Consider the following 1618-nt stretch of genomic DNA (forward strand, 5'->3'; position numbering starts at 1 on the left):
GGGTGGGCCGCGGCCCCCCCCCCGCCCCCCCCGCGGGGGGGGGGGGGGGGGGGGGGGGGGGGGGGGGGGCGGCCGCCCCCCCCCCCCCCCCCCCCCCGCGGATGGGTCGCGTCACCGCGGTCAAGTGGTGCTCGTGCCCCAGTCGTCCTGTGCGGTGCCGTTCGGATTGCGATCCCGCAGCGAGCGCACCCGCTGGGTCACGGACTCCGGCACCCGGTCGCCCACCTTGTCGCTGACCGCGTGGTACGCCTTGCCGGCGAACTGGCGGCCCTGCTGGGCCGCCGTCTCAGCGGTGTTGCGGACGGCGGGGTTCTGGGCGACCTGACGGGCGGATTTCTTCAACTGTTCGTAGCGCTCGCGCCCGGCACGGGTGCCCAGCACGTAACCCAGAGTCAGTCCGACCACGAACGTGAGCTTGTAACGCATGGCGGCCACCCTTCCTTGCGTAGGTATCCGGTGCGACGTCGGTGTCGGGGGAACCGATTGGCGGAGCACCCCCCTGCTTGCGCTAATGTATGTGTCGCAGCGAGCGTTCGCCCCCTGGCGAATACCCAGGGAGCTACGTTCGATGCAACGAGGCGATCCTCCGTAGCTCAATTGGCAGAGCAGCCGGCTGTTAACCGGCAGGTTACTGGTTCGAGTCCAGTCGGGGGAGCTTCGATCTTCCGTAGCTCAATTGGCAGAGCAGCCGGCTGTTAACCGGCAGGTTACTGGTTCGAGTCCAGTCGGGAGAGCAGGACGAGGAAGGACCCCCGATGGGGTCCTTTTTCATGTCCGACGGAACTGCCCAGGTCACAGCCGAGTCCTTGCGGGCAGGCGAAGTCGCCCCTGCGGAGCAGGAGATCGTATGAGCGGCTATGCTGCGGCAGACGGCGCGCACACATGTACGCGACACGCCGCGATGGGGCGGTAGCTCAGCCGGTTAGAGCAGCGGACTCATAATCCGTCGGCCGTGGGTTCGAGTCCCACCCGCCCCACCTGTGCAGGCCGCTGACCTGCGGAAACGTTCATTTTTGGGTGTCGGGGCGTCAACTTTGCCTGAGCGGACTGAATCCGCTGCTCATGGGTTTGGAGTCCGGCGGTGCTCGGGGGAGCTTCAACCCTCTGACCTGCGGCTGAGTAGGCGATCGAGGGTGTCGCTCGCGGTCCGGGCGACTGCCCTGTGGGCCGATGTGAGGACCCAGGGGCCGTACAGGGGCCGAGGCGGCGCGGCCGTGTCCAGGCCGACGGTGTTTCCGAGGCAATTCATCCGCTGGTTGCGCGGCATGGGCTGCGGTCCACGGGGCTGCCGACCGACAGTTGAGGCTCTGCAGATACCGGCACGGCGGGTGCGCGAGCAATGCAAGGGCGACGTCGGCTGTTCACCGTGCTGTGGAGGCGCTGGCGCCTTCGTGTCGCTCGACCCGTGATGTCGTCCAGGAGCGTCGGCGGCCAGCTTGCTGAGGGCACACCTGGTGTGAGCTTGATCCGCTTTGACGGACATTCGAGATCAGGGATAGGTCAGTCTCCTCTGTGACGACGGTCCTCGCGGAGCTGCGGTGGCACTGCGTAACCGCACGCCGGCTGTGTGGGTGGAGGCGGCACCACGCCACCGGGCCAGCTCCGTCACCGTGCCGGT

Annotated in this window: 1 protein-coding gene and 3 tRNA genes; 3 read left to right on the forward strand and 1 reads right to left on the reverse strand. The window is 68.2% G+C overall.

Annotation, left to right across the window (positions count from 1 at the left end; all coding sequences use genetic code 11):
* Positions 1-120 precede the first annotated feature (120 nt).
* Positions 121-426, reverse strand: coding sequence for a YtxH domain-containing protein (locus ACIRP7_RS45585; RefSeq protein ID WP_352383661.1), 306 nt, complete (start codon positions 424-426; stop codon positions 121-123).
* A gap of 156 nt (positions 427-582) precedes the next feature.
* Here ACIRP7_RS45585 and ACIRP7_RS45590 point away from each other — a divergent pair.
* From ACIRP7_RS45590 to ACIRP7_RS45600, 3 genes are all read left to right on the forward strand, one after another.
* Positions 583-655: transfer RNA gene (locus ACIRP7_RS45590), tRNA-Asn, on the forward strand.
* 6 nt (positions 656-661) lie between these two features.
* Positions 662-734: transfer RNA gene (locus ACIRP7_RS45595), tRNA-Asn, on the forward strand.
* 169 nt (positions 735-903) lie between these two features.
* Positions 904-977: transfer RNA gene (locus ACIRP7_RS45600), tRNA-Ile, on the forward strand.
* Positions 978-1618: the final 641 nt, after the last annotated feature.

Origin of the sequence: Streptomyces sp. NPDC102270, from assembly GCF_044766405.1 — a bacterium.
GTDB lineage: Bacteria > Actinomycetota > Actinomycetes > Streptomycetales > Streptomycetaceae > Streptomyces.

Excerpts from the sequence above, each read along its gene's own strand:
- ACIRP7_RS45585 (WP_352383661.1), bottom strand. The coding sequence starts at position 426 with ATGCGTTACAAGCTCACGTTCGTGGTCGGACTGACTCTGGGTTACGTG.